Annotated in this window: 6 protein-coding genes and 1 pseudogene; all 7 read right to left on the bottom strand. The window is 51.1% G+C overall.

Annotation, left to right across the window (positions count from 1 at the left end):
• A pseudogene (locus Q0X57_RS04195) lies at positions 1-434 on the bottom strand (efflux RND transporter periplasmic adaptor subunit); the annotation flags it as partial.
• A gap of 38 nt (positions 435-472) precedes the next feature.
• Positions 473-1,888, bottom strand: a complete 1,416-nt coding sequence (locus tag Q0X57_RS04190; protein ID WP_297728102.1) for a TolC family protein — start codon at positions 1,886-1,888, stop codon at positions 473-475.
• Positions 1,889-1,916: 28 nt separating this feature from the next.
• Complete coding sequence (locus Q0X57_RS04185) at positions 1,917-2,705, bottom strand: LytTR family DNA-binding domain-containing protein (RefSeq protein ID WP_297728099.1); 789 nt, start codon at positions 2,703-2,705, stop codon at positions 1,917-1,919.
• Positions 2,702-3,829: a histidine kinase gene (locus Q0X57_RS04180; RefSeq protein WP_297728096.1), complete on the bottom strand. Its 1,128-nt coding sequence runs from the start codon at positions 3,827-3,829 to the stop codon at positions 2,702-2,704. The genes Q0X57_RS04185 and Q0X57_RS04180 overlap by 4 nt, the downstream gene beginning before the upstream one ends.
• A 136-nt stretch (positions 3,830-3,965) precedes the next feature.
• Positions 3,966-4,670 (bottom strand): porin family protein, encoded by a 705-nt coding sequence (locus tag Q0X57_RS04175; protein WP_297728093.1) that lies wholly within the window; start codon positions 4,668-4,670, stop codon positions 3,966-3,968.
• A 183-nt stretch (positions 4,671-4,853) separates the two neighbouring features.
• Positions 4,854-7,406, bottom strand: coding sequence for a prolyl oligopeptidase family serine peptidase (locus tag Q0X57_RS04170; protein ID WP_297728090.1), 2,553 nt, complete (start codon positions 7,404-7,406; stop codon positions 4,854-4,856).
• Between the two features lie 641 nt (positions 7,407-8,047).
• Entirely contained in the window at positions 8,048-10,507 is a 2,460-nt protein-coding gene (locus Q0X57_RS04165; protein ID WP_297728087.1) for an outer membrane beta-barrel protein, read from the bottom strand.
• Positions 10,508-14,286 lie beyond the last annotated feature (3,779 nt).

Genomic DNA, 14,286 nt, shown 5'->3' with positions numbered 1-14,286 from the left:
GCGTCGTACTTAGCCTTGACATGGTCGTAGTCCATCTGGCTGATGCTCTCCTTCTCTCTCAGACGTGTGACACGGTCGAAGTCGCGCTTGATCGCTTCGTTCTCAACCCGTGCCTGCAGAAGCATCTCGTCAGACATCTCTACGATGACTGCCCCCTTGGGGACAAAGCTCCCCTTGCTGTAGCGTATGCGCTCTACCTTGCCAGGCAGTGCGGTGCCTAGACTGGCACTCTTGGAGGCTTCGGCAGTGCCAGAGAAGCGAATACTAGGCGTAAAGGTCATTTCTTTAGCCTGTGCGATGGTTACGGGGATCACTTTGTCCGCCTCGGACTCCTGATCCTGATCTCCTTGCTTGTTGCAGGCGGTCGTGGTGCCTAAGGTTAGCAGGAGTAATATTGTTGGGAGCAAGTAGCTCTTAAGTTCTTTAGTATGCATATTGTGATGTGATCTTCTATCTAGTTCTGATTCTCTATCTACTCCTCCTGACGGGCCTGTGTATGCTCGGTCGCATACTGATAGAGAGCACCAGTGGTCTTCTCCAGCTGGGAGAGTGTCACGGCAGCCTCTACGCGAGCGTCTATATCTTCGGAGGCTGCTTTCTCCCACATGGTCTGCGCCTCGAGGATGTCTCGGACGCTATTCATACCCTCTAGGAGATTGTTTTTGGTAATGCGCAGGCTCTCCTCCGCCTGCTCCTTGGAGAGCTTCGTCAGCTCCATCTTCTTGAGCGCCTCGGCATGCTTAAATCTATTTTGCTGTACCTGTAAGGCGATCATCTCCTGGGCATCTTGTAGCTCCAGCTCCGCCTTGGCTACCTCTTGATCCGCTATATGTACCTGGTGTATCCTATCTCCCCACGTGAGGAGGGGGATCTGCACACCGATGCCTACCATCCAGTCTCCGCCCAGATTGCTCTGGCTACCCTTATAGATGTTAGGCTCGACCCAATTGTATCCAGCAGTAAGGAAGACGTTGGGGAGGAACTGCGACTTGACCATCCGCCTCGCTGACTCCGTGAGGGCAAGCTTGCTACGTAACATGACAATCTCAGCGCGCTCAGCATTGCAGCTCTCCAGCGCCAAGAGACGACTGCTCAGCTGCTCCTCGCTAATGATCGCACTGTCCAGATCGATCTGCTCAGCCTCTAGGCCGATGATCTGCCCCAGCAGCATCTTGGAGAGCTGAAGACCGTTCTGCGCCTTCACGAGTGTGAGCTCGGCTTCGTTTTGCTTGACCTGCACCTTCAGCACTTCGTTTCTGGTCGTCATACCCTCAGCGTAGACATTCTCCAAGTCCCGCACGAGGTGATCTAGGAGCGATTTGTAGGTCTGAGCTAGTCGCACCTTCTCCTGTACCGAGATGACACGCCAGTATGCCTCATCTACAGTGGCTAGGACGTCTGCTTCCTTCATCTTGACCTTCTCATGTGCTAGGTCGGAGGTGTAGCGCGCCATCTTATTTGCCTCGAAAATCTTACCGCCCATAAAGATCGGCTGACGTAAGGTGAAGCCACCCGTATAGATCTCTCGAGGAGCGACACTGATGAAGTCTAGCGGGATGGATAATCCTGGCGGTGTCACGCCTGGTATGTTAAAGTCGATCGCAAATGGGCGAATGGGTCTATCTCCGGGATTGATCCACGCTCCAGCGAAGTCAACACGAGGTAAATACTTCGTCTTGGCTGACTGAACTAAGTAGTCGGCAGCTGTAGCATCTGCCTGAGCCATCTGTATCTGTTTGTTGTGCTCTAGAGCGAGGTCTCTACACTGCTCTAGCGACATCGGCACTTGCTCTTGCTCTTGGGTCTGCGCCTCGGCACTGCCCCCCAGCGTAAGGACAAGAGCCGTGCCTAGGAGAAGGAAACTCCTCCCATTAAATCTATATCTCATGATTTGCTAATGTCTACTCGTTACGACATCACTTGGTGTCGGGATCGTAAGCTCCCTGATACCACTCCTTAAACTCTTTGTTTTTCGCTTTGCTTACTACGATCTTCTCCGGAGTCTCTATGTCAAGGGTCACCGTCAGCTTGCCACCGAACCATACCGACATACTCTGTATCGCGCTGTGTGCCACGATGTACTGCCTATTGGCTCGGAAGAAAAGCCTCGGATTGAGCTCCTGCGCCATCTTCTCTAATGACAGGTCGACAAAGTGCTCCTTCCTATCCGTCGTCACTACCACCGAAGCCTTACTATCCGCACGTATGTAGGCGATCTTGTCCACCGATATGGGGATCAGCTTATCTCTCCACGGGATCAGGAAGTGGCTCTTGTAGCTCATCTGCGACTCACGGAGCGCCTGCATCATCTTAGCCATCAGAGCTTGGTTGTCTACCCTCTGCTCCGTATGACTAAAGCGCTTCACCTTCTCTAGAGCTCTCTGGAGGTCTGTCTCCTTGATCGGCTTGAGGAGGTAGTCAATACTGTTGACCTCAAACGCCTTCAGCGCATACTCCTCATAAGCTGTCGTGAAGATGATCGGACAGGTGACCTCGATCCGCTCGAAGAGGGAGAAAACCGGTCCATCTGCCAGGTGAATATCCATAAAAGCCAGATCAGGATCCGGATGACTACCAAACCACTCGACACACTCAGATACACTCTGCAAGATGGTCAGCACCTCTATGGCAGGGTCCATCTCTGTGAGTAGGGATTGCAACCCAGTAGCGGTAAAGTACTCATCCTCTACGATTATTACTCTCATATCAGTGATTTGGCTTTGGGTTCGACTTCTTCTAAGCTTCGGATCAAAGGCAGTGAGACCGTGAAGTGCCCATCGTTAGAGACAATATCTATATCCTTGCCAAAGAGCAAGCGATACTGCTCCATCAGATTGTCTAGACCTACGCCTGTGCTTCCCGACTGTCTATCCTCTCGTAGCTGGATCTTATTATCCACCACGATCTGATTATCTACCGTGCGGATGTAGATAGTAAGTGGCACCTTGGCACTAACTATATTGTGCTTGATCGCATTCTCCACCAGGATCTGTAATCCCGATGGGATGACATAGTAGTCTAGATACTTCTTGTCTACATTCCACTCCACACGCAGACCGTCGAAGTAGCGGATACACATCAGGTAGAGATACGAGTGGACAAACTCTAGCTCCTCCGAGAGACGCACCACCACCTTGTCACGCATCGTGTGCCGAAAGACTGTCGCCAGCTCCTGCACATAGGCTCTAGCGCGCTCATCATCTCGGCCTATCAGCCCATTGAGCGTGTTGAGACTGTTAAAGAGAAAGTGCGGGTCCGTCTGATTCTTGAGTGCCGTGTACCTGTTTTGCAGATTCTCAAAGTCCAGTTCCTGCATACCGACCACGGCCAGGTGATTTTGCTTCATCAGATAGATGGTCATCGTAAAGAGGAAGGTAACCACGAGGATCACCAAGTCCTTGACATACTGCATGGCAGCATACGCATGATAGCTAAAGAGATCTCTAAACCACCACCGTTGCAGTCGAGACAGGTAAGGCGAGATCAGGATCACCCCCACGAGTAGTCCCAACAAGATCAGCCAGAGCTGATACTGACGTATCTCGTACCTATTGATCGCCCAAGACTGAATGCTGAGCAATAGGTAGAAGAAGACCATGTTGACCAGTAGCGAGGCAAACGAATTCACCGATAGGATCGCTCCTAGGTCAACCTTTCGGTCCGTATCCAGCAAGCTGTAATAATAAATCGATGACGACAGCATCACAAACGCCAGCAAGAAGCTGATGATCAGCGTAGCTAGCAGCACGCTCTTGCGCTCATTGCTGAGCAATATGAAGCCCTTGCCTTGTCGCTGTCTCAGGCGGCCCATTATGATGCGTCTCGTCATATACCTCTTGTCTACTCTACATAGCGGTTCTGCCACTATCAGTATGCTCGTGCTAAGGTAGCAAGAAATAGCGGAACCCTACATCCCCCTCCCCTCTTAGGGCGACGAAGATAGGGTCCCTATTTCTTACTTGACACTAGAAGCGATACCCCAAGCCTACGGCAAGGACGCTAGCATTAGCCTTGTAAGCGTCATCCTTGAGTGAGGTGCCAAAGCGAGAGACGACATCGTTGACTGTCGACTTGAGATCGTCTACCTGATTGATGAAGCCATACTTGTAGCCAGCATTGATCTGGATACCATTGGCAAACTCATAGCCTAGCTGACAAGCGACACCTACGTCCCATCTCTGGAGGGCTGACTTGTCGTTGTGCTGCTCATACAGATCTATCGGATCCTTTTTAAACATAGCAAACTTTATTTCATCTGTCTTGGCTGAGAAGCCTACACCCACGTAGGGACCTACACCTCCGTATAGCTGACCTTTGCCTAGCTCAACCTTACCCAGAGCATAGACGGGGATCTGCATACCCCACTGGTTGATTTTATTCTCTACTGAGAGCCCAGCTGCCTCTGCCTTGACACCCGTACCTCTGTAGTAAAACTCTAGCTCAGGCTGGATGGCAAAGTTCTGGTGAAGATTGATCCTCATGAATCCGCCAAAGTCAGCGCCGGGCTTCATCTCGGTCTTGAGAATATTAAAGTCATCACTCAGGATCATGCTGGAGCAGTTGACTCCAGCCTTGACTCCATAGTTGAGAGATGTGGTCTGTGCGACAGCTGAGACAGCAGTCATACCCATCAGGGCGGTTGCTACGATAGCGATGATGTTGCGTTTCATACTTTCTTCTGTGTCTTGCGTTAGACTTAATACGTTTCTATTTCTTGGTCGTGTGATCTATCCGATCGCAATAGATCAACGAACTCTGAGGCAAAGGTAGGAAGCACAAAATGGCTCCACAACCCTTTGCCTACCGAAACGCATATAGCGATGACCGAAACGACTGAAACGCTGACCGAACGACTAGAGGTGTGCCTCTGGATAGCGCGCATCCCACCAGGTGGGGTCGTCCTTGAGCCACTTCTGGAACCATGCGAAGAGCGTATTCGTCCACTCAATCTTCTTCTCAGGAGCGGTGATGATATGATCTTCGCCATACACCTTGACAAAGGCCACCTCACGGCCCAAGATCTTCAGAGCATTGTACATCTGGATGCTCTCGCCGATGGGGACGTTCGTGTCGTCCGTACCATGGATCAGCAGCAACGGCGTGTGGATCTTGTCGGCGTGAAAGAGCGGACTCTGCTCCGTGTAGAGCTGTGGATTATTCCACGGATAGCTGTTGTAGCTAGCCACCGTACTGTAGCCGATGCCCCAGGTGCCCTCGCCCCAGTAGGAGGAGAGCGCACTGATGCCCGCATGGCTGATCGCTGCCGCAAAGATGTCGGTGATCGTCTGCAAGTACTGCGTCATAAAGCCACCGTAACTAGCCCCCATACAGCCGATCTTCTTCGCATTGACGTAGGGGTGCTCTTGGCAAAACTGCTTCGTAGCAGACACGATCTCATCGGCCGTCACCTTGCCCCACGCATTGACGTGTCGAGCTGCATACTCCTGACCGAAGCCAGTGGTACCGCTCGGATTGAGCGTGAGGACGACGTAACCCTGCGCTGCATACATCGGAAGCGAATAGGACCCTTCGAAAAAGCGAGTCGTCGGCGAGGTGCCTCCATAATAATAGACAATCATCGGGTACTGCTTCGTAGCGTCAAAGTGAGGAGGCAGGTAATAGCGTCCCTCCACCTTGTCACCATTTGGCATCGTGTGTACCCAGTCGCTCACGCTACCCAGCTCTAGATCCTGCATCTTGCTCTTAGCAAGGTCGTAGAGGAGCGTCTCACGCTTTCCTTTTAAGCTGTAAAAGCGATCCGCATTCATCGCACTCTGCCCGTAGTAAGCGAGCTGACTGGCATCATCGCTGATGTCAAAGGAGCGCACGAGGTCTTCCGTCGTAGCTACCTGCTCGATCTGCTTACGTCTGAGGTCGAGACGATAAAGAGAGATGCGGTCTTTGTTTTCCGCTGTAAAGTAAGCAACGGGCTGAACCGTACTGACTTTGACCCTCTTGATGGCGGGGTCGAAATCCTTCGTCAGGGGCGTCGCCTGCTGGCTCTGGCGATCATAGAGGAAGAGCTGACCATCGTACGTATTGGTGATCATCCCGTCAGGGATGTTGCGACCGATCCCGCCGAAAGCATTCGCATCGCCCTCGATGAGCAGGATGTGAGGCAGAGCGGTGTAAGAAACAGACGAGATGGAGCGCTCCTTAGTGAAGAGTGGCTTGACCTCCAGCGTCTCTAAGCGCATCGTATAGAAGTTGCTCTGGGAGAAGGGAATCTCGGTGATATCCTCCGAAGTGCTAAAGATGATCTCACGGGCGTCGGGACTGACGTCCTGCAAATAGGTAGAGCGATGGCCGAAGGTAAGTGGCTGGTAGCGACCGCTCTCAAGGTCGTAGAGAGCGAGGAAGGTGCGCTTGCGAAAGTCCGCCATACGGTCATACCGTCCCAATACCTGCTCGGTGATTTTGCCTCGTGCCGGTCCCTCCTCCTCAATGGTGTAGAGCAGTCGCTTGCCATCAGGCATCATAAAGAAGGAGCCTGTGGGGATCTGCTCCGCTACGACACGCTCCTCCTGCGTCTTAGGATCGTAGCTGATCAACTGCCGTCCATCGTCTGTCGTGGAGGTGCGGTACAGCTTGTCTTCTTTTGGCATCCAGCTGGCGAAGCGGTACTGCTCGCTCAGCGTGGAGAGGAGCTTGTTCCCTTGGTAGATGTAGGTGCGGTAGCTGCTCTTGAGAGCGGTCGTCTCCCGCTCCGTCAGTAGCGTGTAGCGACCCGTAGGCGACACTGACACGGAGTAGAGGTTGCGACCCGTCATCATATACTCTAGGCTCAGGTACTCCTTATCGTCGTGGCGTACCTCTATCTGGCTATCAGCCTTAGCAGGAATGAGCTTCAGACGATACTGCGCTGACTCGCCGCCCTTAGTCAGTAGCTGAAGCGTCACTAGATGCGACCGTCCAGGTGTCAGCGTGAGGGACGCTGGCGAAGCGACCTTTAGCTCGCTCTGGTACTGCGTAGCAGATGAGAGTTTGTCACCATCCAGAGCTAAAACAAAGGGCGCCGTTGTCTCGATCTGCAGCATCGCCTGCTCGTAGCTCGGCGTGCGAAGACGTACTGCATAGGTCGTGATCGCATCCTCTGTCGTGCGTAGCGTGACGACACCCTCCTGCGCTGTGGGCAGAGTGCCGTGTGCATGGCTTAGCTTGATGTGATTCACAGGCTTCAGCAGGTCGGTAGCGTCGTACGCCTTGCCCTGCACATTGAGACTATCCGAGATAAACGGCTTCATCACCCGATACTGCTGCACCTGTAGTGGCACCACCGTAAGCGTGTCAGGCTGATGCTCTGTAGCTGACAGAGTTATTGCTCTTAGCTGATCGGCTTTAGTATAAAAAGTCGCCAGCACCAAGAGAGGGAGCATCGTAAGTAGTCGTAATACGTTTCGTTTCATCTGCTTTCTTTGTTTATTGACCTTGATAGTGTCGCTCCGTAAGAGCTCCAGCTAAGTTTCCACGCCACAAAGTTAACCTTTTGTTTTCTCTTAAGCAGAAACACCTCCGATCGACCAGGGCTGACGCATTATAATCCGCTCTTCCTTGAGGGCCTTCAAGGGATATAGCGCTAAAACATCGCTATAAAGCGGTATAGAGCCACTCTATCGCTACTCATGCATCTCCGTTGCTTCCCAACTCTACCGAGGAAATTGGGAATATCTAGGGAGTAAACGAAAATTCTCCACCGAGGGGCGAAATAAAAGTTCGGAAGAATGAAATGAAACTTCGGAAGAATGAAATCATAAGTCCGAAGAATTTTTCGTTTCCTCGCTAGATAATCCAGGATATCTACGGATGAATTTCCCGTTTTTTACCATAGAGACGTAGATGCACTCATTCGCTATAATGCATCAGCCCTGTCCGATCGACCTCTGATCACTCCGATCACGAGCTTTGATCGCTCAAGAGAAAATCAAAAATCCCCACGTAAGGACAAAACGAAACTTCGGAAGAATCAAAAGACAAGTCCCCCCCCTACGTGGAAAGTGAAAAATAGCCACGTAGCGATGCACGGATTGAGCCTAGCGGGAGGGGGGTATCAGATGCCGAAGCGGTCGGTCGAGAGCTGTGTGGGCTCCTTCGTCTGCACCTTGTCAAAGCTACCGAACGTGTAGCTCAGATGGACTGAGAAGCGGGTATTGTAACGCGAGGGACGGAAGTCCACCTGATGGATGCCGTAGTTGACCCGCACCCGTAGCACACCCGCATTGAGGAGGTCGTCTCCTCGCAGGGTGAGGCTCCACTTCTTATCCTGGCTGGTCCACTTAGCACGACAAGCGAGGTTGTATATATCACCTAGACTATAGTAGCCCTGTATGGCTCCATGCAGATAGCTCCCGTCTAGCCCGATGGTGATATTGTGCTTTTGGCTGAGCCTAAACTCATTAGAGAGGCCGACATAGTACTGAGGCTTGGTGCACTGATAGGTCGGCTCGTAGGGGATTTCTAGCTTGACCGAGTTAAGCTGACCATTGAGGGTCAGGCGCGCGTTCCACCACTTGGTCTGAGGCAGTGGTACGACAGCTCCGATACTAGCATTACTGGCATAGTGCCAGTTCCACGTTTTGTAGACCAAACGACTTCTATCAGGGTCTAGATACATCTGCTGCTCGAAGCGATGAGGCTGATAGTAACCGCTCAGGAAGAAGACATACCGCTGCTTGAAGATGTAGTTCACCTGCCCAAAGTACGTCACGTAAGGCCTAATCTGTGGATTACCCTCCCAGAGCTGGTAGCGATCATCCGCCCGTGAGAAGGGCTCACGCTCCCAATAGCTCGGGTCCCTCTTGCTGGACTGAATATTCACCTGTAGGACATGGTTGGGATTGCGTGCGTAGCTGAGACTCGCCTGCGGGATAATCTGAAAGGTCTCATCCGCACCTATATAGTTCGCATAGTCACCGATCAAGGTTAGCCCGAGGCTTAGCCCATTATTAAACTGCTTTTTACCGCCTATATAGAGGTCCGCCAGTAGCTCTTTACTGGTTCCTGACACGGCTCCGTTTGGCACTTGCTGACCATTTTGCCAGAGGTAGGTTTGTCCATTGATTGTCTTGGAGTAGGAGACCTTGGAGCCGTACGACAGTCCCCAGCCACCATCCCAGCTATGACTATTGTCGATATGCCCGCCCCACACCTGCGAGAGCTGATCACTCGTATAGCTCGTAGCATAAGGTGAGCGAGGAGACTGCTCCATTCCATAGAGCACCTCTCTGTGATCCCGATAGTGAGTATAGAAGAGACCAGCCAGCAAGTTGCCACCCAGTCTGTAGTTTATAGCAACGTGATGGGTATTATCATTGCCTTTATTGAGTGACTCTAGAGGTTCGCGCTCCTTTTGGTTGACTTGGTAGCGGGTCGTTCCCTCGGGAGGGGTCAAGCTCCCGTAGTAATCGACGGATAGCGTATGCCGCCCGAACTTATACCCCAGCTCGGCAAAAAGCGTATGCTTGTTATAGTTCGTGTAGCCACTGTTTTCTATCGCAAGCCCCTTGGTATAGCGACCAAAGGGAGCTATATCGTAGATTAAGTCACTTCGGATTTTACCTAGACTAGCCCTATAATTGGCAGTGACGAAGAAGCCATTGGGAGCGGAGTAGTTGACACTACCACCCGCAGCGTAGTTGCTGTAGTACCGATTGCTATACTCAGTAAAGAGCTGACCAGAGGTGCCACTCAGAGGGCTGCCCGCAGCCTGCCCCTTGAAGACTACATTGATCGAAGCGCCCTTAGCCCGATAGCGGGCAATGGGAGTATAGGAGATCTCCACACTAGACACCATCTCTCGGGGAATGCTCTTGAGACGCTCGAGCAGCATCTCCTGAGGGACATCCGAGGGCTGACCATTGAAGACCAAGGTATAGCCATTGGTCCCCACGAGCGTCGGCACATCGTCCTGCATCGACATACCCGGGAGCTGACCCAGCATCTCATAAGCGGTGGTAACGGAGCTATGTGCGAAGAGCTGATCAATATCGTAGCTCGGTGTGGTACCATCGACGAGCTTCATGAGCGGACGCTCCGCCTTGACCACCACCTCGCCCAGTTCACCAGTCGCTTGATCCATATAGAGCACGTCAGGCAGAGGAGCGTCGAGGCTCACACGAAGTGTCTGATACGCTAGATGGTTAACCTGAAGCCAATGCGCCCCCTCACCCGAAAGCTCAAAAGTTCCCCCATCGCTCGAAAGCGTCGTAGAGACCACCGTCGAATCTGCCGAAAGCAATATGACAGTCGCCATAGAGATAGGCTCCTGGGTCACCCTATCTCTGAGCTGCCCACGGTAAATCTCTCCCTGTTGCGTGCCATACATCTGGGGCTGTGCGCTCTGATGTTGCTGAGGTTGTGCGTTCTGAGATCGCAGTAATTGCTGGGCTTGCTCTTTGACGGTTTGTCCGCTAAGGCTTGCTTGAAGCGTCTCTCCGCTAAGGCTTTGCGTGAACATCAAGCTAACCACAACCAATATCGCGAAAAGTCCGCCCTTTCTTCCTAACATCATAGCTCTTTTTGTCTGTATGTTTGTATGTCTGTATGTTACTACACTGCTTGTTGCAAAGGTACTTTTTTTTAGATGCGCAAGCCAACACTGAGACATCAACTCCACACAAATCTCATAAGTAGCCTGATGAGGCCAGCAGCCCGCCGTAGGGGCGCACAGCTCGGGTCTAGCGGTCGTGCGTTCGCTGTATCAAAGGTTACAGCATCGATGTTTTAACGGGGACTGCCACTCGTCTTGATAGGAGTCCGACACCTCCGATCCACTCCGACCGCTCTGATAGCTCCGATATACTCCGATCTCTTCCGATTTGCTAAGGTTCTCAAGTTCTTTTACTACCTTTGTGGTGCGCTTGAATAGGTGTCTAACCTCAGCGGAATTGTACCGCTGTTTAGGCAACCGTTCAAGCGTTCTTTTTGAGACTGTTGCAAAAGTCAACAGTCTCAAAATCTTGCTTGCAAGATTGTCCTGACTTTGCAGAAAGGATGAAGCGCAAGGCGCTGAGGGTGAGGTCTGAAGGGAGCATACCTCCGTATGTGACCGAAGCCGAATCCCGAAAGCAACACAGCGATTCGCCTTTATGCAACAGTCTCTTTTTATCTACAACCCCTCTGTCATCCTCAACGCCTTGCGCTCGAGACAGATCGTCCGAGAACTTATCTCAAATCTTTTAGTACCTTTGCTACTGAGAGAGAGCTACTGTTGCTGGGGTTGCTGTCATTGGCACCAACTAAAGTTCCCTTCAGTAGCTCTCTTTTTGTAGCCTCTGACGCATACCACTTGCCAGGCTGAGCAGCATAAATCTCATGGGCGTTTCCCTACTGCGGGGCTACTCGTTTTGCAGGCTATCTCTAACTCTCAATCTCTTTTACTATCTTTGCAGTGAGTTCTAGGTCTAGATAGGCCACCTCGGCGAAATTGGTTCGCCGTTGGTCTATCTGACTTAGAACTCTTTCTTTATCCACACTTCTCAGCTTTCCCCAGGGCACTCCCCTATTACGCTACTCACACCTTACTTCCGTCCGCTGACACACATCCACACCAGCGCATCGAGCTAACTTGCAATCAGCTCTGCGAAGCTGAGAAGTCCCCGCTTGTAAGAGTGACACATGTTTCGTACCTTCGCCTATGGAAGCATCGAAGATTACTCCTTACTGACTTCCTAAAGGCTCATAGACAACTACGGCTTTTGCCAAGCCGTTAAGGTTGTCTATGAGCTCGCTCTCTTCTATTTCCGTAAGAGCCTGTTCGTAATACAGACTATCTCCAAGCAAACAAACGAAGATCTTAACCATAACTTCCACACCATTTTCATTAACTTTGTCAGCGGAGTAGGGTTGTTGGTCAGCGTCTGTGGCATTTCTCTTGAGAAGCTGCGGGCTTTGGGGCTAACAGCTCTACTCCACTAATATGAGGCCGATTACAACCACCTTCATTACGACACACAGGACTGTAATCTTAACGCTATGAGTCTTCCGCCCTACCTTCAGACCATAAGCATAGCAACGAGACACTTCATACTTACTTATCAAGACCCTCGCTCTGTGACTGCCGATCACGCCAATACTTCTGAAAGCTCCGAATAGTCAGATCAGAAGCCTCTTCGCCCCTATCGGACTCTCAAATTCTTTCACTACCTTTGTAAACACAGAAAGCTCTTGGTTATCTTGTGCGTCCGCAATTGGAGCGGAGATGCGTAGATAATCGAGAGCTTATCTCAAATCTTTTAGTACCTTTGCTACTGAGAGAGCTACTGTTGCTGGGGTTGATGCCTTTGGCTCCAACCAAACGTCCCTTCAGTGGCTCTCTTTTTATAGCCTCTGACGCATGCCGCTTGCCAGGCTGAGCAGCATAAATCTCACGGGCGTTCCCCTACTGCGGAGCTACCCGACTTGCAGGCTATCTCTAACTCTCAATCTCTTTCACTATCTTTGTAGCAAGTTCTAGGTCTAGATAGACCACGTCGGCGAGATTGATTCGCCGTTGGTCTATCTGACTTAGAACTCTTTCTTTATCCACACTCCTCAGTTTTTCCCCAGGGCACTCCCCTATTACGCTACTCACACCTTACTTCCGCCCGCTGACACACATCCACACCAGCGCATCGAGCTAGCAAGCAATGAACTCTGCGAAGCTGTGGACATATCAAACAAGAGCCTATCTCAATCGCTTTCACTACCTTCGTGGTAGACATAAGCTTCTGCTTAATATTTCCGCCTGCAAGATAATTGGGCTCTTGGGTTGAAAGAAAAGCAGAAGCTTTTTCTTTGTACACTGACCTCCATTTATCCACTCCTGTGATCCCCCCTGCAAATCACGACGAGGCCGGGCATACTCCAAGTCAAACTCCACATAGTCGCCTCCTGTTCGCAAAGACATACGCTAGGACTTCCATTCTCATCGACAACCTTCGAGACATTTGTAAGAGTGACACTGGCTTCTTATCTTTGTACTCAGGAAAGGGCAGATTGATTCGTTGAAGGCAACGTGGGAGATAAAGCGCCAACTTCATCAATCAGTTTGCCTTCTTCTATTTCCGTAAGAGCCTGTTCGTAATACCAACTATCTCCAAGCACACAAACGACGATCTTAACCATTAGTTTCTCCCCCCCCCCCTTTTCATTAACTTTGCCAGTGATATAGAGTTGTTGGTCAGCGTCTGTGACATTTCGCCTTGAGATGTTGCGGGCTTTGGGGCTAGCAACTCTATTTCACTAATATGATGTTGATTACGACCACCTTCATTACGACAGACAGGATAGTCGTCTTAACCCTATAAGTTTTCCGCCCTACCTTCAGACCATAAGCATAGCAACGAGACACATCATACTTGAGAAATTGCATTAGCGGGTAGAATATACGCTAACCAGAAGCCTCTTCGCGATGACCAGACTCTCAAAATCTTTTACTACCTTTGTGGTTACAGAAAGCTCTTGGTTATATGTGGCACTCGCAATTGGAGCGAGAGCGCTTATATAATCGAGAGCTTTCGCTATCTATCTGCCTTACGAAACTCCCGATAGCTGACTTCTATTTTCTCAGGGTCTCAATTTCTTTCACTACCTTTGCCACTAGAAGGAGATGTTGTGGAAGAGTCCCCGTTAGTATTCCTGTCCTCAGTCATAGTACTAGACGAGCCGGTCTTGGCAGGTAGACCGTCTCTCGATACGGGTACAGATCCACCCTCTCCTGTTGGCGAGCTAGGCGTAGGGCTGGAAAGGGCACCAGCCTCCTCAGTTGATTCTGAGGGCAGTATGAGGAGTTGCCCGTCCTCACGTCTAGAAGTCTCGCCTTGAGAGCTGTCAGGAAGAGCAGAAAGGGCTGCTGCCGCTTCTTCAGAAGTCTGTATGAGGACTTGCCCGCACTCGCTGACAGAACTCTCTCTTAGAGAAGGAGCCTCCTCGGTAGAGTTCCCGCTGCGGGTCGTAGGGCTATCAGGATATCCAACCTGCGTTTCCACATCCTCTTGGCTCTCGGTAGCAGGGTCAATGCCTAGTGCGGGTACGGCAGACCAGAGGAGCACCTTCTTTTTACTTTTGACTAATAGCTTCCTACCGATAGCCTCAAGTCTATCCAACCTATCAGGTAGCAGCAGATCTATCTCATAGCGTCCTAGTCAAGGTCACCCACGTCAGCGAAATTGGTTCGCTGTTGGGAGATCTTTGCTAGGACGCTTTTCTATATCAGGATGCTTTCTATCTAGATATAGAAAGCAACTGGAGAGTACCCTTTGACACAACGGACACACAGATCGTGTGTCCCTACAGGGAGACGTGGGAGAG

The sequence above is a fragment of the uncultured Porphyromonas sp. genome (assembly GCF_947254915.1).
Classification (GTDB): Bacteria; Bacteroidota; Bacteroidia; order Bacteroidales; family Porphyromonadaceae; genus Porphyromonas.
Note: the sequence above shows the minus strand (reverse complement) of the source record. Positions and strands in the feature narration are given on the sequence as shown.